The following is a 23,421-nucleotide window of genomic DNA, read 5'->3' as shown; positions in this document are numbered from 1 at the left end:
CGCGGGTGGACACGACGCAGGAGATGTGCGCGCTACCCGCCTCAGGAGCAGCCGGCGGCGGTGTGCGCGCGCCGATGATCCTGCATCGTGTCCGCCGCGCGGGGGGCGATCACCCCACGGCGACCGGCGCCTGCGGGCGGCGGCCGATGTGCACCCCCACCGGCACGTCGTACGCGAGGTACTCCGCGAGCAGCGCGTCGGAGTCGCGCTGGAACAGTCGCCGCGACAGGGCGGCGGCGAGCTTCGTCGCGCCTCCGACGAGGCCGGGGATCTGGTGGCTCAGCATGCCCTGGCTGATCCGGGCGCCGTGGTTGAACATGTGGATGCGCGACAGCGCCGACGCGTCGGGGGCGCTGCGGCTGACGAGGCCGAAGTCGTCGTCGAGGTAGGGGAAGGCGGCCAGGCCCGGGTTCCGCGCGGCGTCGGCGGGGGACAGGCGATCGCTCCACAGTGCGGCATCCGCGGCGACGCCCGCGAGCTCCGGGCGTCGGGCGAGGTCGGCCGCGATGCCGGTCGCGGCGAGCACGACGTCGTAGTGGTGGACCCCGTGCGGCGTGGTCACCGCGATGTCGCGCCCCGTCCACGAGACGCTCTCCCACGGCGACGAGGTGAGGAAGCGGAAGGAATCGAACGCGTGCGCGCGCCACAGCGCGTTCTGGGTCGCCGGCTGGTCGACGGCGGACAGGTGCACGTTGAACTCCCACTTCTGCGCGTCGGTGAAGGAGCCGTAGTTCTCGATGAGCCCGGCGAACTCCATCCAGCGGTAGGGGCTCACCTGCGGCATCGCGGGCCGCCGCATGTGCACGTCGACGCTCGCGGCCCCGTGCTCGAGGGCCGTGGCGGCGTTGTCGAACGCCCCGGTGCCCGCGCCCAGGATGCCGATGCGCCGGCCCGCGAGAGCGGTGAAGTCGATGTCGTCGTGCGTGTGGTGCACCGTACCGGCGGGAAGACGCTCGAGCAGCGCGGGGACGTGGCGACCGCCCGCGCCCTCGATGCCCGTGGCGAGCACGACGTGCCGGGCGGGCAGCATCCACGCGCCGTCGGGTCCCTCGAGGTGCAGCTCGAGGGGGTCGTCGGCCCCGGCGACGGTGAGGGAGCGCACGCGGGTCGAGGCGACGGGGGTGACGGCCGAGGCGTCGCGGTACCAGCGCAGGAACCCCTGCCACGCGGCCGTCGGGAAGTACTCGATGTCCTGCCAGGCCTCCACCCCGTAGACGGCCTCGAACCATGCCCGGGGGCTCACCGCCGGGGTGCCCCAGGTGGGCCAGGCGATGTCCTTCGGCGTGCGCAGGGTGTGCATGCGCGCGTAGGTCGTCCAGGGCCCCGCCGCGTCGGCGGGCGCCGCGTCGACGACGACCACGTCGTCGATGCCGCGCCGGCGCAGGCCCCGGGCGAGGACGAGCCCCGCCTGCCCCGCGCCGACGATGACCACCGGGCGGATGCCGTCCTTCGCGCCGACCCAGGATCGTCCGTCTCCCGCGCTCACCTCCGCCTGGTGGGCCGCCTCGCGTTCGAGGGCGGCGAGCCGGGCGGCGGCGTCGGGCAGGGGGCTCGGCACGCTCACTCCGCGACGATCTCGACGCGCACGCCGAAGGCGTCGTCGAGGCGGTGGTTGTGGTGGTCCGAGACGTTGGTGTCGTCGAGTTCGAGGTTGACGAAGTCCATGCTCGGGTCGGCGAAGAAGGGGCCGGCGTGCCAGGTGCCCTTGCGCATCGTGATCGCGGTGCGCGGGGGGATGCGGAAGGCGCGCAGATCGTCGAGACCGGGCTCGTCGATGCCGGGGGCGGCGACGGCGATGGTCCACTCCACGTCGCCGACGGCCATGAGCGTTTGGGTCGTCTCGAGGTGGCGGGTCACCCGCACGAACGCGGCCGGCTTGTCGTCGAGGTGCATGAGGTAGAAGCGCGGGATGCCGCCGGAGACGTCGAGCACGGCCTCTTCGGCGGTGAACGGGGTGCCGTCCTCCATGGGTGTCAGGACGACGCCGAACGGGTCGAAGGCGTCGGCCGAGACGATCTCGGATCGCAGGGTGTGGACGCTCAGGGTGTCGGTCATGGCGGCTCGCTTTCGTCGGGTGACGCCGACGATACGCTTGTCCAACAAGCGTGCAGAGCACTTGTCGGACATGTTCACGACGCTGTTACGCCGCCGAAATCCGCTCCGACCGGTCGCCCGCCGTTCAGGACCGCACGCGGCGGATCAGCGCGTTGCGCAGGCCCGGGGGAGCGGGCAGCTGCACCTCGCGCGACCAGTAGCCGATCGCATCGTCGGCGCCGTACCCGCAGTAGGTCATCTCGATGACCGGCGTCGCGGCCGCGGCCGACAGCAGGGCCGCCCGCTCGGCATCCAACCCGGTCGCCTCGATCCACATCGTCTCCCAGGCGACCCGCACGCCGTTGGCGGCCTCGGCGAGGTCGAAGACGGGGCGGTGCGGGTCGAGCTCGACCTCGTGCACGAGAGGGACGAGGTCTTCGGCGAGCGCGTAGGGAGCGCCATCGACCCGCCACATCTTCACCGTGCGCAGCACGCTCGTGCCGTCGGGCAGGTCGTCGAAGCGATGGATGCCGGGAACCAGGCTCGTCCGCTCCGACGAGACCAGATCGAGGGTCGCGTCGTAGCCCGCCGCGCGGATCGACAGCGAGTGGTCGAACTGCTGGTCGATGCGTCGGCCCACGCCCGGAAGGCGGCGGTTCGGAGACGTGCGCGCTCCCTGCGTGCGGTGAACGTACCCGCGCTCTTCGAGGCGGATCAGTGCCTCGCGCACCGAGTTGCGGCTGGCGCCGGTGAGCTCGGCCAGGCGAGGCTCGGACGGCAGGGTGTCGGCATCCGCTCGCCAGAGGTGCAGGATGCGATCGATGAGCGCGTCCTGGTCGGGGGCGCGCTTCTCGGTCACGGAGGGCGCCGGGTCAGGCGGCGGCGTTCACCGCGGCGGCGATCGCCGACGTGAAGAAGCCGAGTCCGTCGACGCCCGAGCGCATGGCCGCCGCCGTGCCCGGACCGAAGCCCGGCTCGACCGCGTGCTCGGGGTGGGGCATGAGGCCCACGACGTTGCCGCGCTCGTTGGTGAGGCCGGCGATGTCGTCGAGCGAGCCGTTGGGGTTCACGCCCAGGTAGCGGAAGGCCACGAGGCCCTCGCCGTTCACGCGGGCCAGGGTCTCGGCATCGGCGATGTAGCCGCCGTCGGCGTTCTTCAGCGGGATGACGATCTCGTCGCCCTCGGTGAAGTCGCTCGTCCAGGCGGTCGAGGCGTTCTCGACGCGCAGGCGCTGGTCGCGGCGGATGAACTGCTGGTGGGCGTTGCGGATCAGGCCGCCGGGCAGCAGGTGCGCCTCGACGAGCATCTGGAAGCCGTTGCAGATGCCGAGCACCGGCATGCCCTTGGCGGCGGCGTCTTTGACCTCGGCCATGATCGGCGCGAAGGCGGCGATCGCGCCGGCGCGGAGGTAGTCGCCGTAGCTGAAGCCGCCGGGGAGCACGAGCGCGTCGACACCCTGAAGGTCGTGCTCGCCGTGCCAGAGGGCCACGGGCTCTCCGCCGGCGAGGCGGATCGCGCGCTGCGCGTCGCGGTCGTCGAGGGAGCCGGGGAAGGTGATGACCCCGATGCGCGCGGTCACCGGTCGATGACCTCGATGTTGACGACGTCTTCGATGACGGCGTTCGAGAGCATCTCGTCGGCGAGCTCACGGGCCCGGGCGAGAGTGGCCTCGTCGACCTCGCCCTCGACGGTGAGCTCGAAGCGCTTGCCGATGCGGACGTCGGAGAAGCGGTTCTCACCGAGCCGCGACAGGGCGCCGGCGACGGCCTTCCCCTGCGGGTCGAGAAGCTCGGCCTTGGGCATGACGTCGACGACGATGGTGGGCACTGCAGCTCCAGAAGTCGGGTGGCGTTGTGGGAGTCATCTTACGCGAGCGCCCGACGCGCCGCGGTGCGCGGGCGCGGCCGCCAGCGTGACGGGCGCGGCGCCCGAGCGTGCGCCTCGGCGGCGGGAGGCTGCCGGGTCTCGAGCAGGTAACGGTGTGGGAGCGCTCCCTTGACGCCGTGGGAGCGATCCCATACTGTCGACCTCGACCGGTGAGAGCGCTCCCACGATGGAGACTCACGCCGTTCCGCACCCACCACAAAGGAGTGATCTGTGAACACCCATGCCCTGCGCCGGACCGCGCTCGTCGCCGCGGTCGCGTCCACCTCCGCCCTCGTCCTCGCCGGATGCTCCGGCGCCGGGGGCTCCGCCTCGGGCGGTTCCGACGGCGAGGTCACGCTGACCATCGCCACCTTCAACGACTTCGGCTACACCGACGCGCTCCTGCAGGAGTACATGGACGCGCACCCGAACGTGAAGATCGTGCACAACAAGGCCGCGACCAGCAACGAAGCCCGCGAGAACTACTTCCAGAAGCTCGGCAAGACCGGCCTCGCCGACATCGAGGCGATCGAGGTCGACTGGCTGCCCGAGGTCATGGAGTACGCCGACCTGCTGGCCCCCGTGCCCGACGACCTGAAGAGCCGCTGGCTCGACTACAAGGTCGAGGCCGCGACCAGCTCCGACGGCAAGCTCGTCGGCTACGGCACCGACATCGGCCCCGAGGGCGTCTGCTACCGCTCCGACCTCTTCGCCGCGGCGGGACTCCCCACCGATCGCGCCGAGGTCGCCAAGATGCTCGAGGGCGACTGGTCGACGTACTTCGCCGCGGGCGACAAGTACGTCGCCGCGACCGGCAAGGCCTTCTTCGACTCCGCCGGCGGCACCTACCAGGGTGCGATCAACCAGGTCGAGGCCGCCTACGAGAACCCCGACGACGGCTCGATCACCGCCACGAGCAACCCCGACGTCAAGAAGATCTACGACCAGGTGCTCGCCGCCAGCGCCACCCAGTCCGCGCACCTGGGTCAGTGGTCCGACGACTGGTTCGCCGGTCTGTCGAACGGCGCCTTCGCCACGATGCTCTGCCCCGGCTGGATGCTCGGCGTCATCGAGGGCAACGCCCCCGAGGTCACGGGCTGGGACATCGCCAACGTCTTCCCCGGCGGCGCGGGCAACTGGGGCGGGTCGTACCTGACCGTCCCCGGCAACGGCAAGAACGTCGAGGCCGCCCAGGAGCTGGCCGACTGGCTGACCGACCCCGAGACCCAGGTCAAGGCGTTCGAGAACGCGGGAACCTTCCCGAGCCAGACCGACGCGCTCAAGGCCGAAGCCCTCACGGGCAGCGTCAACGCGTACTTCAACGACGCCCCCGTCGGCGAGATGCTCTCGGAGCGCGCGCAGGCCGTGAAGGTCTCGCCCTTCAAGGGACAGTTCTACTTCCAGATCAACGACGCGATGCAGAAGGCCCTGACCCGTGTCGAGGACGGCACGCAGAGCGCCGCCGACTCGTGGAAGCAGTGGGCGACCGAGGTCGACGCCCTGTCCTGACCGCAGCGGACGGATGCCGTCGGCCCGCGCACCGGGCTCACGGCATCCGTCCCGCTCGTCTCGAGGAGGAGACACCGTGACAAGCACACTCGAGCGACCGACGCCGGTCGCCGCGCCCGACGCCCGCGAACCGCGCCGACTCGGCTTCGGCCGGAGCCGCCGCAGCGCGTGGGACCTGAAGCTCTCGCCCTACCTCTACATCTCGCCGTTCTTCATCCTGTTCGCGATCACGGGGCTGTTCCCCATCGCGTACACGGCCGTCATCTCGTTCATGGACTGGGATCTCGTCCGCAACTCCGGCGAGTTCATCGGCTTCGATCAGTACGCGTGGGTGCTCTCGCAGCCCAAGTTCTGGATCGCCCTGCGCAACACCTTCAGCATCTTCCTGCTCTCCAGCGTCCCGCAGCTGATCATCGCGATCTTCATCGCCGCGATGCTCGACCAGAACATCCGCGCGAAGACGTTCTGGCGCATGAGCGTGCTCGTCCCCTACGTCATGGCCCCCGTGGCCGTGGCCCTCATCTTCAGCAACATGTTCGGCGACCAGTACGGCGTCGTGAACACCACGCTGCAGAACCTGGGTCTGCCCGCCGTTCCGTGGCACTCCGACGCGTTCGCGAGCCACATCGCCATCGCGACGATGGTCAACTTCCGCTGGACCGGCTACAACACCCTCATCCTGCTCGCTGCGATGCAGGCGATCCCGCGCGAGTACTACGAGGCCGCGACGGTCGACGGCGCGGGCAAGATCCGCCAGTTCTTCTCGATCACGCTGCCGAGCCTGAAGCCGACGCTCATCTTCGTCATCATCACCGCGACGATCGGGGGCTTGCAGATCTTCGACGAGCCGCGCATGTATGACCAGTACGGCACCGGTGGCGCCGATAACCAGTGGCTGACGGTGACGCTCTGGCTCTACAACGTCGGCTGGGGCGAGTGGAACTTCGGCCGCGCCGCCGCCCTCGCGTGGATCCTCTTCCTGATCATCCTCGCCATCGGCGCGATCAACATGGTCGTCACGCGCTCGCTCGTGCGCGACGACGGCACCCGCGACCCCCGCACCCGCCGCGAGCGTCGTGCGCAGGCGCGGGCCGCGAAGGAACGAATGATGGCGGATGCCGCGCCTGCCGGCGTCCGCGGAGAGGAGACGGGTCGATGACCGCCGTCAACGCCGCCCCCGTCCCGATCGTGGAGCGCGACGCCCCCTCGCCCGCGCGCCGCCGCCCCCGCCCCGTGCGCGGATCGCGCCCCGGCTGGATCGTGTATGCGAGCCTCGGCGCGGTGCTGCTGGCCAGCGTGTTCCCGTTCTACTGGTCGCTGCTGATCGGTTCGGGCGACTCCTCGACCATCCGCGACGCGAACCGCTCCTGGATACCCGGCGGCAACTTCTTCACCAACGCCGCCGCGGTGATCGGCGACCCGGCGGTGAACTTCTGGCCCGCGCTGCTCAACTCGATCATCAGCTCCGGCCTGATCGCGGCATCCGTCGTCTTCTTCTCCACCCTCGCGGGCTGGGCGTTCGCGAAGCTGCGCTTCCGCGGGGGCCCGTGGCTCCTCGTCTTCGTCGTCGGGACCATGGCGGTGCCGATGCAGCTGGGCGTGGTGCCGCTGTACATCCTGTTCAGCGAGCTCGGCTGGACCGGCCAGCTCGGCGCGATCATCATCCCCGCGCTCACGAGCGCCTTCGGGGTGTTCTGGATGACGCAGTACCTGCGCCAGGCCGTGCCCGACGAGCTCATCGAGGCCGCCCGCGTCGACGGAGCGAGTTCGTTCCGCACGTTCCTCACGGTCGGTGCGCCGGCCGCGCGCCCCGCGGCGGCGATGCTCGGCCTGTTCACCTTCGTCAGCGCGTGGAACAACTTCTTCTGGCCGTTCATCGTGCTCGACCGGCAGAACCCGACGCTGCCGGTGGCGCTGTCGCTGCTGCAGTCGAACTACTTCGTCGACTACTCCATCGTGCTCGCCGGGGTGCTGCTGTCGACGATCCCGCTGCTGCTGCTGTTCGTCTTCGCGGGCAAGCAGTTGGTCAGTGGCATCATGCAAGGGGCGGTCAAGGGATGACCCTCGCGCCCACGGAAGGAACCCGATCCATGTCCACCACCCGTTCGTTCCCCGACGGCTTCCTCTTCGGCGCGGCGACCGCGGCCTACCAGATCGAGGGAGCGGCTTTCGAAGACGGCCGCACCGCCTCGATCTGGGACGCGTTCAGCCGCGTGCCGGACGCCGTCATCAACGCCGACAACGGCGACGTGGCCTGCGACCACTACCACCGCTACGCGGGCGACGTTCAGCTGATGAAGCAGCTCGGCCTGCAGACGTACCGCTTCTCGACCTCGTGGTCGCGCGTGCGTCCCGACGGCGGAGCGCTCAATGCCAGGGGCGTCGACTTCTACAAGCGTCTCGTCGACGAGCTGCTGGATGCCGGCATCCTGCCCTGGCTGACCTTGTACCACTGGGACCTCCCGCAGGCCCTGGAGGAGCGCGGCGGGTGGACCGTGCGTGAGACCAGCGACCGCTTCACCGAGTACGCGCTCGACATGCACGACGCCCTCGGCGACCGCGTCGACGTGTGGACGACGCTGAACGAGCCGTGGTGCTCGTCGTTCCTGAGCTACACCGCGGGCGCCCACGCCCCCGGCCACTACTCGCAGGCCGAGGGCATGCTCGCGGCGCACCACCTGCTGCTCGGTCACGGCCAGACCGTGCGCGAGCTGCGGGCGCGCGACGCCGCGCTCAACCTCGGCATCACCCTGAACCTCACGGTCGCCGAGGCCGTCGACCCCTCCGCTCCGGCCGACCTCGACGCCGCACGCCGTGTGGACGGGCAGTTCAACCGCTGGTTCCTCGACCCGATCTTCCGCGGCACCTACCCCGCCGACATCATCAAAGACTTCCGCGACACCGACGCCGAGGCGGTCGCGCGCTGGCAGGATGCCGTGCACCCGGGCGACCTCGAGATCATCTCGACCCCGATCGACTCGCTGGGCGTGAACTACTACCACGGGGAGTTCGTCGGCGGGACGCCGCCCGAGGTGGATCCCCCCGCGGGCGACGCCCCCACCACGCGACCGATCGGCGTGCCCTTCCCGGCGCACGAGAAGCTGTACTGGCACGACCGGGGCCTGCCGCGCACGAACATGGGCTGGGAGGTGCAGCCCGAGGGGCTGACGCGACTGCTCGAGCGGGTGAGTGCGGAGTACTCGTCGGAGGCCGGCGTCGCGTTGTACGTCACCGAGAACGGTGCGGCGTACGACGACGAGGTCGTCGTCGAGGCGGGCGAGACCCGGGTGCACGACACGGCGCGCGTCGAGTTCGTCGAGGCGCACCTCGGTGCGGTCCTCGACGCCGCCGAGCGCGGCGTCGACGTGCGCGGGTACTTCTACTGGTCGCTCATGGACAACTTCGAGTGGGCCTGGGGATACGCGAAGCGGTTCGGGATCGTGCACGTCGATTACCAGACGCAGGAGCGCACCCTCAAGGACTCGGGCCGGCAGTACGCTCGCATCATCGCCGAACGCGCCCTGGCCACCGCACCCGCGGTCTAGAGCGCGTCCGCGGGTTTCGCCAGGAGGCAGGGTTATGGAGATCGCACCCGTGCGCGGTACCGCCACGATCGAAGAGGTCGCGGCCCGAGCGGGGGTCTCCCGCTCGACGGTGTCCCGTGTCGTGAACGGGTCCACGGCGGTCTCGCCTTCGGCCCTCGAGGCGGTGCGCCGCGCGATCGACGAACTGCAGTACGTTCCCAATCGCGCGGCGCGCTCGCTCGCGAGCCGTCAGACCCGGGCGATCGCGCTCGTCATCCCCGAGCAGACCGACCGCTTCTTCGGCGACCCGTTCTTCGCCTCGATCGTCGCCGGCATCGGCGAGGTCATCGGCGAGAGCGACTACATCATGAACATGCTGATCGCCAGCGACGACGCCAGCGCCAAGGCTCTCGGCTACCTGCGCGGCGGCAGCGTCGACGGGGCGATCGTGGCCTCGCACCACACCAGCGACACGTTCCTCGACCGCGTGGCGGACGTCGTGCCCGTGGTCTACGGCGGCCGCCCGGCGCGCGTGCGCGCCGACGACTACTACGTCGACGTCGACAACGTCGAGGGGGGCCGGGCCGCCACCGCCTACCTGCTGGCACGCGGACACCGCCGCATCGCCACGATCTCGGGCCCCACCGACATGCCCGCCGGCATCGACCGCCTGCAGGGCTTCCGCGACGCGATGGCCGACGCGGGTCTCGAGCCGGTGGCCGTCGAGAACGGCGACTTCACCGAGATGGGCGGGGCGCTGGCGATGACCCGCGTCCTCGCCTCGGGGGAGCGTCCCGAGGCGATCTTCGTCGCGAGCGACCTCATGGCGCGCGGTGCGTACACGGTGCTGCGCGAAAAGGGCCTCGAGCCGGGGCGCGACATCGCGGTGATGGGCTTCGACGATTCCGCGGTGTCCACGGCCCTCAGCCCCGCCCTGACCACGGTGCGCCAGCCCTCGCTCACGCAGGGCCGCCACATGGCATCCGTGCTCCTCGACATCCTCGCGGGGCGCCCGGCGGCGCACGCCACGATCCTGCCGACCGAGGTCATCGAGCGCGGATCGGCCTGATCGGGTCCGCGGCGTCGCCGCGCGCTCAGCGCCCCTCGGGGTGCGGCTGCTGATACACGTCCGGGATGTCGTCGCCGTCGGCATCCACCTCTTCGGCGAGGGCGAGCTGCTTGTAGCGGCGGTTGCGCACGAGCAGCACGGCCGAGGCGAGGACGGATGCCAGCAGCGACGCCGCCATGATCGCGATCTTCGCGTCGTCGGTGTGCGGGGAGCCGTCCGGGAAGCTGAGCTCGGCGATCAGCAGCGAGACCGTGAAGCCGATGCCCGCGAGCAGTCCCACCCCGGCGAGGTCGATCCACTTCAGGGCGGGATCGAGCCGCACCTTCGTCACGAGGGTGAGGACGCGCACCCCGAGCAGGATGCCGAGCGGCTTGCCGAGCACCAGACCGGAGACGACGCCGATGGTCACGGGGTCCATCAGCGCACGCGCGATGCCCTCGCCGCCGCCGACCGCGACACCCGCCGCGAAGAACGCGAAGATCGGCACCGCGATGCCGCTGGAGAGCGGACGGAAGCGGTGCTCGAACTGCTCGGCGAGGTCCATGCCGTGGTGCTCGGGTTGCCGCTTCGACGCCGCGACCGGGATGGTGAAGGCCAGCGCCACACCGGCGATCGTGGCGTGCACGCCCGAGGCGTGCAGGAACGCCCACGCGGCGAAGCCGATCGGCAGCAGCACCACCCACGCGCCCCACGCGTGACGCGAGAACCAGGCGCGGGCGCGGTGCGCGATCACGCCGTACACGAGGACGAGGACCGCGAACACGGCGAGCGGCACGAGTGAGATGTCGCTGGTGTAGAAGATCGCGATGATCGCGATCGCGATGAGGTCGTCGACCACGGCGAGGGTCAGCAGGAAGATGCGCAGCGGACCGGGCAGGTGCGAGCCGACGAGGGCGAGCACGGCGACGGCGAACGCGATGTCGGTCGCGGTCGGGATCGCCCATCCGGCGAGAAGGCTCGGCTGCGTGTGCACGATCGCGACGTAGATGAGCGCGGGCACGGCGACGCCGGCGAAGGCCGCGGTCACCGGGACGATCGCGGTCTGGAAGCGGCGCAGGCTCCCCACGACGATCTCGCGCTTGAGTTCGAGGCCGACCATGAAGAAGAAGACGGCCAGCAGGCCGTCGGCCGCCCACGATCCGACGCTCAGCTCGAGGTGCCACGGCTCGTATCCGAAGCGGAAGTCCCGCAGCGCGAAGTAGGCGTCGGACGCGGGGGAGTTCGCCCAGATGATCGCGATGATCGCGGCGACCACGAGCAGCATCCCGCCGACGGATTCGCGGCGCAGCAGCGTGGTGACGCGGTGGACTTCGCGGTAGCCCGGCCAGCTCGGCGCGCGCGTGTGGGTCTCGGTCATGAAGGTGTCCCTTCCGGGGTCGATCGACAGATCGTCGACCAGACTTCCCGACACGCCGCTCCCCATTCTACCGGCGGCGCGAGCGCACACGCCCACGCCCGGAACGCGCGCGAGAACACACGAACGGCTCGAGCGCACACGCTCCGCGGCCTGCGGAACGGGTGCGCTCGAGCCGATCGGGTGATCTCGGCACCGGATGCCGCGACCCCGGCGACTCAGGACGGGTCGCCGCCCAGCGGGCCCACCGCGGGGATCGGACCGCCGTCGTCGGCGCCGGTCCTGCGGGCGCGGGCGATCGCGTTGCCCAGGTGATAGATGACCAGGGCGGCGACGGAGCCGAGCACGATCGCGCCGAGCTGGAAGTCACCCCACTGCATCGTGAAACCGGCGATCGCGAGCACGAGCGCCACGGCCCCCGTGTACTGGTTGACGGGGCGCGAGAAGTCGACGCGGTTGTCGACCCAGATCTTGATGCCGATGATGCCGATCAGGCCGTACAGTGCGGTGGTCACGCCGCCGAGCACCCCCGGCGGGATGGTGTTGAACACTGCGCCGACCTTGGGTGAGAGGCTCAGCACGATCGCGGTGAGACCGGCGATCCAGTACACCGCGGTCGAGTACACGCGGGTCGCGGCCATCACGCCGATGTTCTCGCCGTAGGTCGTCGTGCCCGAACCGCCGAACGTACCGGCGAGCGTCGTGGCGACGCCGTCGGCGATCAGCGCGCGTCCGGTGGAGCGGTTGGCCGTGGCATCCGTCATCGCCGCCACACCGCGCACGTGACCGACGTTCTCGGCCACGAGCACCAGGACGACGGGCAGGAACATCGCGATGACCGACCAGGTCTGCGGCGTCGCGAAGTTCGGGAACTGGAACACGGGCAGACCGATCCACGGCGCGGCCTCGACCGCCGCGAAATCGATCAGCGTTTCGCCCGTGGCGGCCTGGATGATGACCGTCGCGACGTATCCCACGATCACGCCGAGGAAGATCGAGATGCGCCCGAGGAATCCGCGGAACAGCACGCTGAAGAGGATCACCGCGACCAGCGTGATGGTGCCGGGTAGCGGCTGCACCTGGAAGTTCGACCAGGCCACGGGGGCGAGGTTGAACCCGATCAGGGCGACGATCGCTCCCGCGACCACGGGAGGCATGACCTTGTCGACCCAGCCGAGCCCGGCGAACTGCACGATGAAGCCGACCGCCATGAGAAGCACGCCGACGGCGACGATGCCCGCGAGGGCCGAGCCCGTTCCGGCGGTGGTGGTCGCCGCGGTGATCGGGGCGATGAACGCGAACGACGACCCCAGGTAGCTGGGGAGGCGGTTCTTCGTGACGAGCAGGAACAGCAGGGTGCCCACACCCGAGAACAGCAGCGTCGTCGACACCGGGAATCCGGTGAGCACCGGCACGAGGAAGGTCGCGCCGAACATCGCGATGACGTGCTGCAGGCCGATCGCGATCGTCGCGCCCCAGTTCAGGCGCTCGCCCGGGGCGACGACCGCGCCCGGTGCGACGGTGCGCCCGTCTCCGTGCAGCTTCCAGCGGAACATGTGTCTCCTTGGGGTGGTGGATGCCGAGATCGCACGCTCGGCGCGAGATCACACGGCCCCGCGGGGTGAGGACGTGCGATCTCGGCCCGATCGTGTGCTCTCGTGGTCAGGATGCCGTGAGCAGGCGCAGCAGAGTCGCGTAGCGCTCGCGCGTGCGGTCGACGATCTCGGCGGGGAGGGCGGGGGGCTCGCCCTGCTTGTCCCAGTGCGCGGCGAGCCAGTCGCGGACGATCTGCTTGTCGAAGCTCGCCATGCGCTCGGCGGGGGTGGTGCCGGTGCGCCAGGCCTCGGCGTCCCAGTAGCGGGACGAGTCGGAGGTCAGCACCTCGTCGGCCAGGGTCAGCACGCCGTCGGCGTCGAAGCCGAACTCGAACTTCGTGTCGGCGAGGATCAGGCCGTGCGCCTCGGCGATCGCGGAGGCGCGGCGGTAGATCTCGAGCGACAGGTCGCGCAGCGCCCCCGCGGTGTCGGCGCCGACGAGCTCGACGGAGCGCTCGAACGTGATGTTCTCGTCGTGCTCGCCCATCGGGGCCTTCCAGGCCGGCGTGTACAGCGGTTCGGGGAGGCGGTCTCCGTCGTCGAGGCCCTCGGGGAGGGGGATGCCGCAGACCGTGCCTTGCGCGCGGTACTCCGCCCACCCCGAGCCGGTGAGGTAGCCGCGGACGACGCACTCGATCGGCTGCATGTCGAGCGAGCGCACGAGCATCGCGCGCCCCCGCACGGCATCCGGGATGAGGCTCACCGTGTCATCGCCCTCGAGGCGGTGATCGGGGACGAGGTGGTTCGGGATCGACGACCCGCCGTCGGCGCCGGCGAGCTGATCGAACCACCACAGGCTCAGCGTCGTCAGCAGTTCCCCCTTGTCGGGGATGCCGGGTTCGAGCACGTGGTCGAAGGCGCTCACCCGGTCGCTCGCGACGACGAGGAGGTGCGCGGGGGCGGCGTCGGGGGCCGTCTCGGCGGGCACGTAGAGATCGCGCACCTTGCCGGAGTAGACGTGGCGCCAGCCGGCGAGCTCGAGGGGAGGGGCGGAGGTCACCCGCTCATTATTGCGGGTGTGCGCGGAACGCACCCGTGCGGATTGTTCCACACCGGCGCGCGCGGCGCCTGCCCCCGTGGCGGCGGGAGGCCCCTGGCTAGCCTGGAAAGATGACCGATGCAGCCTCCGACAACGCGGTATCCGTCGACCCTCACCGGGGGAGCAGTCACAAGACGATCCGCGGGTGGGTGTTCTGGCCGGCCGCGACCATCGCCCTGGTGTTCATCGCGTTCGCGCTGTTCTTCCCGGCAGCGGCGGAGGCCACCTTCACCAGCGTCCAGACCGCGATCGTCTCGACCTTCAACTGGTATTACGTGCTCATCGCCGCCTTCTTCGTGGTGTTCGCCCTGGCGATGGGCTTCAGCCGCTTCGGCAACATCAAGCTGGGTCAGGACGACGACGAGCCCGAGTTCTCGACCATGTCGTGGTTCGCGCTGCTCTTCGCCGCCGGCATGGGGATCGGCCTCGTCTTCTACGGCGTGAGCGAGCCGCTCACCCACTTCGTCTCGCCGCGCCCCGGGGTGACCGGCACGCCCGCGGAGCTCGCGCAGCAGGCGATGTCGCAGACGTTCCTGCACTGGGGCGTGCACGCGTGGTCGATCTACGTCGTGCTGGGCCTCGCCCTGGCCTACGCCTTCCACCGTCGTCGCCGCCCCCGCACGATCCGCTGGGCCCTGGAGCCGATCCTCGGTGCGCGTCTCGTGCAGGGCGGCTGGGGCAACGCGATCGACGTGGCGGCCCTCGTCGGGACGCTGTTCGGCGTGGCGACGTCGCTCGGTCTCGGCGTCATCCAGATCAGCGCGGGCCTGGACTTCCTCGGGGTCGTGCCGACGACGATCGTCAGCCAGGCCGTGATCATCGGCATCATCACGGGGCTGGTGCTCTTCTCGGTGCTCTCCGGTGTCGGCAAGGGCATGAAGTGGCTCTCGAACATCAACCTCGTCCTCGCCGGCGTCCTGATGCTCTTCCTCCTCTTCGTCGGCCCCACCGAGTTCCTCCTGCGCGACGTCGTGCAGTCGATCGGCAACTACATCCAGAGCTTCGTCGGTCTCTCCTTCACCGTCAGCGCCTACGCGGGTGACGACGGCGTCGCCTGGCAGGGCGCGTGGACAGCCTTCTACTGGGGCTGGTGGATCTCGTGGGCCCCCTTCGTCGGCATCTTCATCGCGCGCATCTCGCGCGGCCGCACCGTGCGCGAGTTCGTCGTCGGTGTGATCCTGGTGCCCACGCTCGTCGGCATCCTGTGGTTCACGGTCCTCGGCGGGACCGCGATCTACGGGGAGCTGACCGGTACGGCCTCCTATACGGGGGCCGACGGATCGGTCGACGTCTCGACGGCGCTGTTCCAGATGCTCGAGGGCATCCCGGGCTCGGTGGTGCTCATCGTGGGCTTCCTGATCCTCATCGCGGTGTTCTTCGTGACCTCGGCCGACTCCGGCGCGCTCGTGATGAGCATGATCGCGACCGGCGGCGAAGAGGAGCCGAAGAACTGGGTGCGCGTCTTCTTCGCCCTCGCCACCGCCGTGATCGCGTTCGCGCTGCTCATCGCGGGTGGTCTCACCGCCCTGCAGACGGCCGCGATCAGCATCGCGCTGCCCTTCAGCGTCGTGCTGCTCGCGATCTGCTGGGCGACGGTCGTGGCGTTCCGCCGCGAGATGAAGGCGTACGACAAGGCGGAGCGCGCGCAGCTGCGCGACTCGATCGGACAGCACTACGGCCTCGAGGTGGAAGAGCCCAACCAGCGCGGCATCTTCGGCTTCGTGGCCCCCTGGCGCCGCCCGCGGGTCGGCGCGCCCGCGGGCGCTTCCGCGGACACGCGCGCCGGGTCGCCGGCCACCGCCCCGTCGAACGACGAGGTGACGACGCCGCCGAGCGCGACGTAGTCCCGGCTTCCGACACCCCCGCGTGCCCCGTGCGCGCGGGGGTCGTCGCGGACGGGGCGTGGCGGCCCCGCCGCCGGCACCCGGTCCCGGCTCGCCCCAGGACGCTCGACACCCCGTCCCGCGGGCCCGGCGCAAGCCCCCCGTCCGCGCCCTCCGCCGCGCGTTGACTGTTCCCGCTGCGTCGTCGCGCCCGCGGCGCCGTCCGGACACTCGACGTTCATCTCCCGCACTCGCGTGTCCGGCCGGAGCAGCGTATAGTCCATATGGACTAGTCGAGACGGACCATTGATCGGGGGGAGCAGGATGCCGGATGTGACGCGCCTCACGCCGGTCGCGGTCATGATCCTCGCCACCCTCCGCGAGGGCGACATGCACACCTACGAGCTCGTGCGCCTGCTGCGCGAGCGAAAGGACGACCGTCTCGTGCCGCTGCAGAAGGGCACGATCTACCACACGGTCGCCCGTCTCGAGCGTGACGGTCTGCTCGCCGAGGTCGGCGTCGACCGCGACGGCAATCGTCCCGAACGCACCACGTACACGCTTCTCGACGCCGGGCGCCGCGCGGTCGAGGAGTGGGTGCGCACCGAACTGCCGCAGATCGAGCGCCCGACCGATTTCCGGGTCGCGCTCGCCGAAGCGCACAACCTCGAGCGCGACGACGTGGTCGCTCTGCTCGATCGACGCCGTGCCCTGCTCGTCGCCTCGATGGACCAGCATCGCACCGGCCTGGACGGAGCCGCCCACCGTGGTGTCCCCGCCCAGTTCATGGTCGAGGTGCAGCGGCAGGCTGTGCTGCTCGACGCCGAACTCGCGTGGCAGGACGCCCTGCGTGCGCGCCTCGCCGACGGCTCCCTCGCCTGGGGCCCCGACGAGATCCCGGAACACTTCACGAAAGCACGCGTCTCGAAGGAGACAACCCCATGACCGACTCCCGCGCCGCTTCCACGGCATCCGCATCCGCATCCCCCTCGACCGGGTCTCTCCGCACCGGTTCGTTCAAGACCCCGGCGAAGAGCCCGTGGCCGGCCCTCTGGGCCCTGGTCATCGGCTTCTTCATGATCCTGGTCGACACCACGATCGTCTCGGTCGCCAACCCCGCGATCAAGGCGGCCCTCGACCCGAACACGAACAACCTCGACAACGTCGTGTGGGTCACCAGCGCCTATCTGCTCACCTACGCGGTTCCGCTGCTGATCACCGGCCGCCTCGGCGACCGCTTCGGCCCGAAGAACATCTACCTCACGGGTCTCGCCATCTTCACGCTCGCCTCCCTCGCGTGCGGTCTCGCGCCCTCTCTCGAGGTGCTGATCGCGGCTCGTGCCGTGCAGGGCCTCGGCGCCGCGCTGATGACGCCGCAGACGATGGCCGTCATCACCCGCACCTTCCCGCCGCAGAACCGCGGCGCGGCCATGGGTCTGTGGGGAGCGACCGCCGGCGTCGCGACGCTCGTCGGCCCCCTCGCCGGTGGCCTGCTCGTCGACGGTCTCGGTTGGGAGTGGATCTTCTTCATCAACATCCCCGTCGGCATCATCGGCTTCATCGCCGCGGTGATCCTCGTGCCCCAGCTGCCCCGGACGGCGCACAAGTTCGACATCCTGGGCGTCGTCCTCAGCGCGATCGGCCTGTTCCTCATCGTCTTCGGACTCCAGGAGGGCGAGCACTACGCGTGGGCCGCGTGGATCTGGGCGATGGTCATCGCCGGTGTCGTCGTGATGGGCGTCTTCATCTGGACGCAGGGACGCAGCACGGGAGAACCCCTCGTGCCGCTCGACCTCTTCAAGGACCGCAACTTCTCGGTCGCCAACTTCGCGATCGCGGCCGTCGGCTTCACCGTGACGAGCATGGCGCTGCCGCAGATGTTCTACCTGCAGCTCGCGCGCGGCCTCACGCCCACCGAGTCGGCGCTGCTGCTCGTCCCTCTCGCGATCCTCTCGGGCGTCCTCGCCCCGTTCGCCGGCAAGCTGCTCGACCGCACGGATCCCCGCTTCCTGCTCGTCCCCGGTCTGCTGCTGGTGGGCGGCTCGCTCGGCATCTACGTCGCGCTGATCCTCAACGACGCGCCGATCTGGATGTTCCTCATCCCCTCGGCGCTGATGGGCGTCGGGAACGCGGGCATGTGGGGTCCTCTCGCCACCACCGCCACGCGCAACCTCCCCCCGCGTCAGGCGGGGGCCGGCGCCGGCATCTACAACACCACCCGCACCGTCGGATCGGTCATCGGTTCGGCATCCATCGCCGCGTTCATGCAGGCGCGTCTCGAGGCGAACCTGCCGGGAGCAGCGGATGCCGGGGCGAGCTTCGGCGGCGGTGCGTTGCCGCCGCAGGTGGTCGGCGGGTTCTCGCAGGCCATGGGGCAGTCGCTCGTGCTGCCGATCGTGGTGATCGGAGTCGGCCTGATCGTGGTGCTGTTCATGCGGCGTCCGTCGATGATCCGCCCGCACGGTGCGCCGCGCGACGCGGGCGCCGCCCAGAAGGCCGCGCAGGCCGCCCCGGCTGCCGCGGGGGAGTAACGCTGGATCACGGATGCCGTCACCCGAGCGGGTGGCGGCATCCGGCGTTCGTGGGCCACCCGTCGGCTCGCGACCGGCATCGTCAGCCGTGGAAGAGCCGGTCCCCGACCTCCCCACGACGGCGCGCGGCGCCTTCGGAGTCGACGCCCCCCATCTCCGCGTACACGCTGGCCCAGACCGGTCGCAGGATCGCGTCCCGCTCGGGCGTCCGCTTCCCGCTGCTCGCCGCCATCAGACGCCTCGCCCGCTCCCGAAGGGGGGAATCGTCCAGCGCCCAGGATCCCGCGCTGCCGATCCGCCACTCCTCGCGGATCTCACGCGTGAAAGCGCGACTGCTCCACGCCAGCCAGAGCCAGGGCGCGATCCACGCGACGAAACCGGCCGCCACGCCGACCTCCACCGAGGCGATCCGGTGAGTCGCGACGGACACGGCGATGCCGAGGAAGAAGCCCACGACGGGCCAGATCGCGGTGAGGCTCCACCGCAGGCGGTCGTCGGCGCTCGCGTCGGGCGGCAGCACCCGGAGGTGCTCGACGGTCAGACCGTGCGCGCTGAAGCGCCGCTCGTACGACCCCCACTCGCCGCTCGAGAGGGAAGGAGAAGCGTTGTCGGAGAACTGCACGTCGTCATCGTGGTCTCGCTTCCCCCGCGGTTCGGTGTTCCTCGCGGAAGCCATACGCCCTCGGATTCACGGGGCGGCGTCGTCCGCCGCCCCGTGAGCATGAGGCTCAGTTGTAGCCGAGGATCACCCCGGACTCGTTCTCGGCCTCGACGGGGCGGACGGGGGAGAGGTCGGAAAGGTCGGTCTCGATCACGTCTTCATGCTCTCCACCGCCCGCCGTCGGATGGCGGGTCCTGACGGTTCGCATACGGATGAGGCGGTCGCACTCCCGCCACGCCGCGACCTGGAAGCGGGCGATGGCGGCGGCGTCAGCCGGTCCGGCGCGCACGATGACGACACCTGCGCTCATGCGCGTCGCTCGGCGACCAGGGTGCCGACCGGCCGAGTGCCCCGCGTCGCGCGCGTGTGCGTCTCGACGACGTCGAAGCCCGCGGCATCCGCCCTCTCCGACAGGTCGTCGACCGGCCACCGCCACGCGCGCGTGACGGCGTGATCGAAGGGTTCGAGCACCCTCCCGACGAAGAAGCCGAGCAGCACACCCCCGCCGGGACGGATCGTGCGCGCGAACTCGCGCAGGGGCGTCGAGACGGCCTCGGGCGCGTGGTGGATCGTCGAGAACCACGACAGGATGCCGCCCAGCCCGCCGTCGGCCATCTCGAGCTCGTCGATGGTGCCGACGTCGAAACGGATGCCGCGGTGAGCTGCTCGCGCGTGCTCCACGAAGCGCGGCGCGAGGTCGACGCCGCGCACGTCGAGGCCCGAGCGGGCGAGATGCGCCGTCCAGTGGCCGGGACCGCAGCCGGCGTCGAGCACCGGGCCCGCGAGCCGCGCGGCCCACGCCTCGACGATCGCGCGGTCGACCGGGTGCACGGCATCCATCGTTCCGAGCGCCGCGATGTACTCGTCGGCTCGTGCGTCGTAGGCGGGGGAAGGTGCCACCGATCGAGGCTACGCGCTCAGAATGGACCCATGCAGGTCCGCTTCGCACGGCACACCGACCGCCTTCCTGAGATCGTGCGCTTCTACCGCGACGACCTGGGCCTGCCCGTGCGGGGGGAGTTCCGCGATCACGCGGGGTACGACGGGGTCTTCTTCGATCTCCCCGGAACGGGGGCGCACCTCGAGTTCACGTCGGGCGGCGGTCAGGCCGCTCCGACGCCCGAGCCGGAATCCCTGCTCGTGCTGTACCTCGACGACGCCGAGCTGCGGCGCACCGCGGCTCGTCTCGCGGGCCGCGAGACCACGCCGACGAACCCGTACTGGCAGCAGAACGCGTCGGCGTTCCTCGACCCGGACGGGTTCCAGGTGCTGCTCGTTCGGGTGTGACGCGGCCGGTGCCCCGGCTGGACCGGGGTGTCTCGCGTCAGTCCTGCGCGACCCGCGCGGCGATGTCGGTGCGGAATTGCCCGCCCTCGAGGCCGATGCGCTCGAGGCCCGCGTAGGCCGCCTCGCGCGCCTCGCGGAAGGTCGTGCCGGTCGCGACCACGCTCAGCACGCGCCCGCCCGTGGCGACGAAGTCGGCGTCGCGCTGGGCGGTGGCGGCATGTGCGAGGTGGACGCCGTCGACCTCCTCGGCCTCGTCGAGGCCGGTGAGCACGCGTCCGGTCAGTGGCGCTTCGGGGTAGCCCTCGCTCGCGAGCACGACGGTCACCGCGGTGGCCTCGGCGAAGGCCGGGCGGGGCTCGTCTTCGAGGGTTCCGGATGCCGCGGCCAGCAGCAGGCGCGACAGCGGGTCGACCAGGCGCGGCAGCACGACCTGCGTCTCGGGATCGCCGAAGCGGGCATTGAACTCGATGACCTTCACGCCCTGCTCGGTGAGGATGAGCCCCGCGTACAGCAGTCCGATGAAGGGGGTGCCCTCGGCATCCATCTGCCGGATCACGGGCTCGGCGATCTCGCGCGTGACGAGGTCGACGAACGTCTCCTCATCGCCGAATCGGTCGCTCAGCCAGGGCAGCGGGGAGTAGGCGCCCATGCCGCCGGTGTTGGGGCCCTCGTCGCCGTCGCGCAGGCGCTTGAAGTCCTGAGCGGGGCTGAGCGGAGCGACGTGATCGCCGTCGCTGAGGAAGAACAGCGAGACCTCGGGTCCCGAGAGGAACTCCTCGATGAGCACCGCTCCGGTGGGCAGGTAGGTCTCGGCGTGGGCGAGGGCGGCGTCGCGGTCGCTCGTGACGATCACGCCCTTGCCCGCGGCCAGGCCGTCAGCCTTGACCACGTAGGGGGCGCCGAACGCGTCGAGCGCCGCGGCCACGGCCTCGACGTCGTGCGCGCGCGCGGAGCGTCCGGTGGGCACGCCCGCGGCATCCATGATGCGCTTCGCGTAGGTCTTGGAGCCCTCGAGCTGGGCCGCGGCCTTGCCGGGGCCGAACACCGGGATGCCGTGCGCCCGCAGCGGATCGGCCACGCCGGCGACCAGCGGCGCTTCGGGGCCGACCACGACCAGGTCGATCGCCTCGTCTTTGGCGAAGGTGAGCACGGCGGTGGGGTCGAGCGGATCGAGGTCGACGAGGTGCGCCTCGCGCGCGATTCCGGCGTTGCCGGGGGCGGCGAAGATCGCGTGCGACTCCTGCTCCGAGCGCAGCGCGAGGATGATGGCGTGCTCGCGCGCGCCCGAACCGAGGACCAGGATTCTCACGCGGCCAGCCTAGCGAGCGCGGGGCCGGGGCTCGGGTCGCGGTCCGCCGGCCCGGCGCGGTCGCACGCTCCGTGATTCGCACAACCTCCGTCGCGCGGGGCGCGGGGGAGCTGAGGGTGTGCGAATCGCTGAGGTTGTGCGCGGCGTCGGGGTGCGTTGGTGCACGCTCTGTGATCTGCATAATCTCCGTCGCGTGGGGCGTGGGGGAGCTGAGGTCGTGCGAATCCCTGACATCGCGCGCGGCGCCGACGCGCACCGCCCCGAGTAGCGTGGATGCCATGCCTCCCCGCCGTATCGAGACCGGTGACGGCCGCGACGCGCTCGCCGCCGTCGCCGCCGGAGACGCCCCGCGCCCGGCCACGGCGACCGCGGTGCGCTACCTGCTGCAGCTGCTCGCCGAGAAGGCCCCCGGCAACTCGGTCGAGATGCGCGTGCCGCCCTTCGGGGCCGTGCAGGTGATCGAGGGCCCGCGCCACACGCGCGGAACCCCGCCCAACGTCGTCGAGACCGACGCCGCCACCTGGATCGCCGTCGCTACCGGTCAGGAGCACTGGGCGGATGCCGTGGCCGCCGGCCGCATCATCGCCTCCGGTGTGCGCGCCGACCTGAGCGCTCTGCTCCCCCTGCGGCCGTAACCCTCGGCCCCGCCCCGAACGGACCCCCGACGCGCGGGATGCCCCGGCACCCGCGCGGACGGCGGGTCCTCTCGCGCGCAGCCGGTCTCCTGGCAGAAGGATCCCGCCCGCGCGAGGGGCGCCGTCCGCGGAACGCCCGGCCGCGGACGCCGGGTCGCTCGACGCCGAAGAACCCGACCCGCTCGCGGTTCAGCGGTGGGACAATATGCGTATGTCCGACCAGCCCGCTCCTGAACGACCGGTGTACGTCCGCGACGATATCGAGACCGTCACGGTGCGCCGCGCCCCCAAGTACGGCGTCTTCCTGGCCGCGGGTGCCTTCCTCGGCATCCTCGTGGCCCTCATCCTCACCGTGGCCATCGACGGCACCGACGTGAGCCCCTACACGCAGGTCGTCTACTCGCAGGTGCAGGTCTTCGGCTTCACCGCCCTCATCTGCGTGGTGCTGGGGGTCGCGCTCGCCGCGATCGTCGCCCTCATCTTCGAACGCACCCTGGGCGGACGCACCCGTCAGGTCACCGTCGACCACGAGCAGTTCGAGGTCTGACCCTCACGCCAGCTCGGCGATGATCGGGTGGATCGCGGTGTCGAACGCGACCACGTCGCTGCGCAGACCGTCGGTCACCGCGACGGTCAGGGAGCCGATCCACCACACGCCCCGCTGAGCGAGCGGGAGCACCTGCACGTTCAGCTCGAACGAGTGGGCCCGTCGACCGACCACCCGCTCGTGCGCGGCGATCGCGCTCGCGTAGGCGCGGTACGACACCCCCGGTCGCGCCGCGGACTCCCGCGCGTAGCGGTCGTGGGCGAGGCGCGCGAAGTCGACGGCGTCGTCGGCGTGGCGGCCGATCGCGGCGCGCAGGGCATCGGAGCCCTCGACCGGGAGCGCGACGAGCGTGCCGAAACCGTCGACCAGCTCGAGCGGCACGGGCGAGGGATGCGCCTGCGGTTCCACGGTCAGGGCCCAGTAGCTGCGCCACTCGCGCTCGAGCAGTTCGTGCGCGGCATCCGTCCGCTCGTCGACGAGCGGGGGAGGGACGCGGCGAAGGGCGGGCAGCTCCTCGGGAGAGCGGATGCCGAGCACCTGACGCAGGTAGAGCGCGACGAGCACCGGTTGCGCCGCGTCTTCGCGGATCACCCATTCCGGCTGGCCGCCCGTCATGGCGCCATTGTAGGGAGGCGGA

At 70.9% G+C, this 23,421-nt stretch carries 24 protein-coding genes; 11 read left to right on the top strand and 13 right to left on the bottom strand.

Annotated elements, in window-relative coordinates; translation table 11 throughout:
* Positions 1-109: 109 nt before the first annotated feature.
* The 5 genes from AB1K56_RS16960 to purS form a co-directional block, all read right to left on the bottom strand.
* On the bottom strand, positions 110-1,564 hold the full coding sequence (locus tag AB1K56_RS16960; RefSeq protein ID WP_371206620.1) for an FAD-dependent oxidoreductase: 1,455 nt from the start codon (positions 1,562-1,564) through the stop codon (positions 110-112).
* Positions 1,561-2,055: an ureidoglycolate lyase gene (locus tag AB1K56_RS16955; RefSeq protein WP_371206619.1), complete on the bottom strand. Its 495-nt coding sequence runs from the start codon at positions 2,053-2,055 to the stop codon at positions 1,561-1,563. The genes AB1K56_RS16960 and AB1K56_RS16955 overlap by 4 nt, the downstream gene beginning before the upstream one ends.
* A gap of 124 nt (positions 2,056-2,179) precedes the next feature.
* Entirely contained in the window at positions 2,180-2,893 is a 714-nt protein-coding gene (locus tag AB1K56_RS16950) for a GntR family transcriptional regulator (protein ID WP_371206618.1), read from the bottom strand.
* A gap of 13 nt (positions 2,894-2,906) precedes the next feature.
* A complete protein-coding gene (gene purQ, locus AB1K56_RS16945) occupies positions 2,907-3,614 on the bottom strand; it encodes a phosphoribosylformylglycinamidine synthase subunit PurQ (protein WP_136586157.1) in 708 nt (235 codons plus the stop codon).
* Positions 3,611-3,862 carry a phosphoribosylformylglycinamidine synthase subunit PurS gene (gene purS, locus AB1K56_RS16940; RefSeq protein ID WP_136586156.1) on the bottom strand — a complete coding sequence of 84 codons (252 nt, stop codon included), beginning with the start codon at positions 3,860-3,862 and terminating at the stop codon, positions 3,611-3,613. Before purS ends, purQ begins: the two co-directional genes overlap by 4 nt.
* A 270-nt stretch (positions 3,863-4,132) precedes the next feature.
* On the opposite strand from purS, the gene AB1K56_RS16935 reads away from it, so the two are divergent.
* The 5 genes from AB1K56_RS16935 (at position 4,133) to AB1K56_RS16915 (ending at position 10,003) form a co-directional block, all read left to right on the top strand.
* Positions 4,133-5,410, top strand: coding sequence for an ABC transporter substrate-binding protein (locus AB1K56_RS16935; RefSeq protein WP_371206617.1), 1,278 nt, complete (start codon positions 4,133-4,135; stop codon positions 5,408-5,410).
* Between the two features lie 76 nt (positions 5,411-5,486).
* Entirely contained in the window at positions 5,487-6,569 is a 1,083-nt protein-coding gene (locus tag AB1K56_RS16930; RefSeq protein WP_371206616.1) for a carbohydrate ABC transporter permease, read from the top strand.
* A complete protein-coding gene (locus tag AB1K56_RS16925; RefSeq protein WP_136586153.1) occupies positions 6,566-7,471 on the top strand; it encodes a carbohydrate ABC transporter permease in 906 nt (301 codons plus the stop codon). The genes AB1K56_RS16930 and AB1K56_RS16925 overlap by 4 nt, the downstream gene beginning before the upstream one ends.
* 29 nt (positions 7,472-7,500) lie before the next feature.
* Positions 7,501-8,955 (top strand): glycoside hydrolase family 1 protein, encoded by a 1,455-nt coding sequence (locus AB1K56_RS16920; RefSeq protein WP_371206615.1) that lies wholly within the window; start codon positions 7,501-7,503, stop codon positions 8,953-8,955.
* A gap of 34 nt (positions 8,956-8,989) precedes the next feature.
* Positions 8,990-10,003: a LacI family DNA-binding transcriptional regulator gene (locus AB1K56_RS16915; RefSeq protein ID WP_371206614.1), complete on the top strand. Its 1,014-nt coding sequence runs from the start codon at positions 8,990-8,992 to the stop codon at positions 10,001-10,003.
* 25 nt (positions 10,004-10,028) lie between these two features.
* On the opposite strand, the gene nhaA is transcribed toward AB1K56_RS16915, so the two are convergent.
* The 3 genes from nhaA to AB1K56_RS16900 all read right to left on the bottom strand — a co-directional run bounded on the left by nhaA (position 10,029) and on the right by AB1K56_RS16900 (position 13,952).
* Positions 10,029-11,360: a Na+/H+ antiporter NhaA gene (nhaA, locus tag AB1K56_RS16910; protein ID WP_371206613.1), complete on the bottom strand. Its 1,332-nt coding sequence runs from the start codon at positions 11,358-11,360 to the stop codon at positions 10,029-10,031.
* Positions 11,361-11,575: 215 nt separating this feature from the next.
* A complete protein-coding gene (locus AB1K56_RS16905; RefSeq protein WP_371206612.1) occupies positions 11,576-12,913 on the bottom strand; it encodes a uracil-xanthine permease family protein in 1,338 nt (445 codons plus the stop codon).
* Between the two features lie 106 nt (positions 12,914-13,019).
* On the bottom strand, positions 13,020-13,952 hold the full coding sequence (locus AB1K56_RS16900; protein ID WP_371206611.1) for a phosphoribosylaminoimidazolesuccinocarboxamide synthase: 933 nt from the start codon (positions 13,950-13,952) through the stop codon (positions 13,020-13,022).
* Between the two features lie 110 nt (positions 13,953-14,062).
* On the opposite strand from AB1K56_RS16900, the gene AB1K56_RS16895 reads away from it, so the two are divergent.
* From AB1K56_RS16895 to AB1K56_RS16885, 3 genes are all read left to right on the top strand, one after another.
* A complete protein-coding gene (locus AB1K56_RS16895) occupies positions 14,063-15,835 on the top strand; it encodes a BCCT family transporter (protein WP_371206610.1) in 1,773 nt (590 codons plus the stop codon).
* A gap of 303 nt (positions 15,836-16,138) precedes the next feature.
* Complete coding sequence (locus tag AB1K56_RS16890) at positions 16,139-16,759, top strand: PadR family transcriptional regulator (RefSeq protein WP_371206609.1); 621 nt, start codon at positions 16,139-16,141, stop codon at positions 16,757-16,759.
* On the top strand, positions 16,756-18,345 hold the full coding sequence (locus AB1K56_RS16885) for a DHA2 family efflux MFS transporter permease subunit (protein ID WP_371206608.1): 1,590 nt from the start codon (positions 16,756-16,758) through the stop codon (positions 18,343-18,345). The genes AB1K56_RS16890 and AB1K56_RS16885 overlap by 4 nt, the downstream gene beginning before the upstream one ends.
* A gap of 82 nt (positions 18,346-18,427) precedes the next feature.
* Here the strand turns inward: AB1K56_RS16885 and AB1K56_RS16880 are convergent, their stop codons facing one another.
* The 3 genes from AB1K56_RS16880 to AB1K56_RS16870 all read right to left on the bottom strand — a co-directional run bounded on the left by AB1K56_RS16880 (position 18,428) and on the right by AB1K56_RS16870 (position 19,906).
* On the bottom strand, positions 18,428-18,967 hold the full coding sequence (locus tag AB1K56_RS16880; RefSeq protein WP_371206607.1) for a DUF6611 family protein: 540 nt from the start codon (positions 18,965-18,967) through the stop codon (positions 18,428-18,430).
* Between the two features lie 106 nt (positions 18,968-19,073).
* Positions 19,074-19,316, bottom strand: coding sequence for a hypothetical protein (locus AB1K56_RS16875; protein WP_371206606.1), 243 nt, complete (start codon positions 19,314-19,316; stop codon positions 19,074-19,076).
* Positions 19,313-19,906 (bottom strand): class I SAM-dependent methyltransferase, encoded by a 594-nt coding sequence (locus AB1K56_RS16870; RefSeq protein WP_371206605.1) that lies wholly within the window; start codon positions 19,904-19,906, stop codon positions 19,313-19,315. Before AB1K56_RS16870 ends, AB1K56_RS16875 begins: the two co-directional genes overlap by 4 nt.
* Before the next feature lie 30 nt (positions 19,907-19,936).
* Between AB1K56_RS16870 and AB1K56_RS16865 the strand changes: the two genes are divergently transcribed.
* Positions 19,937-20,293 carry a VOC family protein gene (locus AB1K56_RS16865; RefSeq protein WP_371206604.1) on the top strand — a complete coding sequence of 119 codons (357 nt, stop codon included), beginning with the start codon at positions 19,937-19,939 and terminating at the stop codon, positions 20,291-20,293.
* Positions 20,294-20,330: 37 nt separating this feature from the next.
* On the opposite strand, the gene purD is transcribed toward AB1K56_RS16865, so the two are convergent.
* A complete protein-coding gene (gene purD, locus AB1K56_RS16860; RefSeq protein ID WP_371206603.1) occupies positions 20,331-21,602 on the bottom strand; it encodes a phosphoribosylamine--glycine ligase in 1,272 nt (423 codons plus the stop codon).
* Between the two features lie 278 nt (positions 21,603-21,880).
* On the opposite strand from purD, the gene AB1K56_RS16855 reads away from it, so the two are divergent.
* Both AB1K56_RS16855 and AB1K56_RS16850 read left to right on the top strand, forming a co-directional pair.
* Entirely contained in the window at positions 21,881-22,237 is a 357-nt protein-coding gene (locus tag AB1K56_RS16855; RefSeq protein WP_136586134.1) for a sterol carrier family protein, read from the top strand.
* Between the two features lie 211 nt (positions 22,238-22,448).
* Positions 22,449-22,784, top strand: a complete 336-nt coding sequence (locus AB1K56_RS16850) for a potassium transporter Trk (protein ID WP_136586133.1) — start codon at positions 22,449-22,451, stop codon at positions 22,782-22,784.
* Positions 22,785-22,787: 3 nt separating this feature from the next.
* Here AB1K56_RS16850 and AB1K56_RS16845 read toward each other — a convergent pair whose 3' ends face one another.
* On the bottom strand, positions 22,788-23,399 hold the full coding sequence (locus AB1K56_RS16845) for a zinc-binding alcohol dehydrogenase (RefSeq protein ID WP_371206602.1): 612 nt from the start codon (positions 23,397-23,399) through the stop codon (positions 22,788-22,790).
* Positions 23,400-23,421 lie beyond the last annotated feature (22 nt).

The organism is Microbacterium sp. BWR-S6Y (assembly GCF_041379845.1).
GTDB classification, from domain to species: domain Bacteria; phylum Actinomycetota; class Actinomycetes; order Actinomycetales; family Microbacteriaceae; genus Microbacterium; species Microbacterium hydrothermale.
Note: the sequence above shows the minus strand (reverse complement) of the source record. Positions and strands in the feature narration are given on the sequence as shown.